General features: G+C 51.9%; 1 protein-coding gene and 1 pseudogene. One reads left to right on the top strand and one right to left on the bottom strand.

Annotated features, from left to right (window positions below; translation table 11 throughout):
• On the top strand, nt 1–650 hold a 650-nt coding region (locus tag ADK28_RS07620; RefSeq protein ID WP_048795327.1), incomplete at its 5' end, for a DNA adenine methylase.
• 198 nt (nt 651–848) lie between these two features.
• Here the strand turns inward: ADK28_RS07620 and ADK28_RS07625 are convergent.
• Nucleotides 849–978 (bottom strand): annotated as a pseudogene (locus ADK28_RS07625) (glycerophosphoryl diester phosphodiesterase); the annotation flags it as partial.

Raw genomic sequence — 978 nt, forward strand, 5'->3', positions numbered from 1 at the left:
TGAAACCCCCATCGGATGTGGAGGTGCTGAACGATATCAATAGCGATATCGTTAATCTCTATCGTGTTGTGCAGAATCACCTGGAAGAATTTATAAAGCAATTCAAATGGGCATTAACCAGCCGTGAAATATTCACCTGGGCAAAGGATACTCCGCCGGAAACGTTGACCGATATTCAGCGTGCCGCCCGCTTTTATTATTTGCAAAAACTCTCCTTTGGCGCACGGTCAGACAGCAGGTCGTTCGGCACCAGCGCGACCAGCCCCAGTAGCCTCAACCTGATGCGCCTGGAAGAGACGATATCCGATGCCTGGCTTCGCCTGCAGCGGGTGACGATTGAGCACCTGGACTGGCAGGCGTGCATCCGCCGCTATGACCGCCCCGGTACGCTCTTTTATCTCGATCCGCCTTACTGGAAAACTCAGGGTTACGGTGTACCGTTTGGCATCGAGCAGTATCAGTTTATGGCTGAAACCGTGCGGGGTATTAAGGGGAAAGCGATTATTTCAGTGAATGACCATCCAGACATGCGGGCGGTATTTGACGGGCTGAATATTCGCAGCACCAGTACCACTTACTCTGTCGGCGGCAATAATAGTCACAGGGCGTTAGAATTACTTATCTGTAACTTTGACGCCGGTCCACGTTGACCGGCATTCATGGACAGCGGCGAAATTAATGTGGTGCGCTGCCTAACAGGCTGGTTAATTTTCCCATCAAAGTATAAGGCTTAACTGGCTATTCCTAATTTTGCGATTTATTTCGCACAGTGCAAAATCGCAGTTTTACGAGCATGTACGCAGTGCGGAATTCTCTTTAAAACAGTGCAGAAAATTTCGGCGCGCTACACCGTCCGGCGAGGCGGCCATGCCTTCAAAGCCTTTGGAACGCGCCACCTGGAAGTTCTGTTTGCCGTCCGGCGCACCCGGCAGGGTCAGCGTCGGGTTGTCCGGCGATTTCACCACCTTGCCGTCTACC

This window comes from Serratia sp. 506_PEND (assembly GCF_001076875.1).
Lineage (GTDB): Bacteria > Pseudomonadota > Gammaproteobacteria > Enterobacterales > Enterobacteriaceae > Serratia > Serratia marcescens.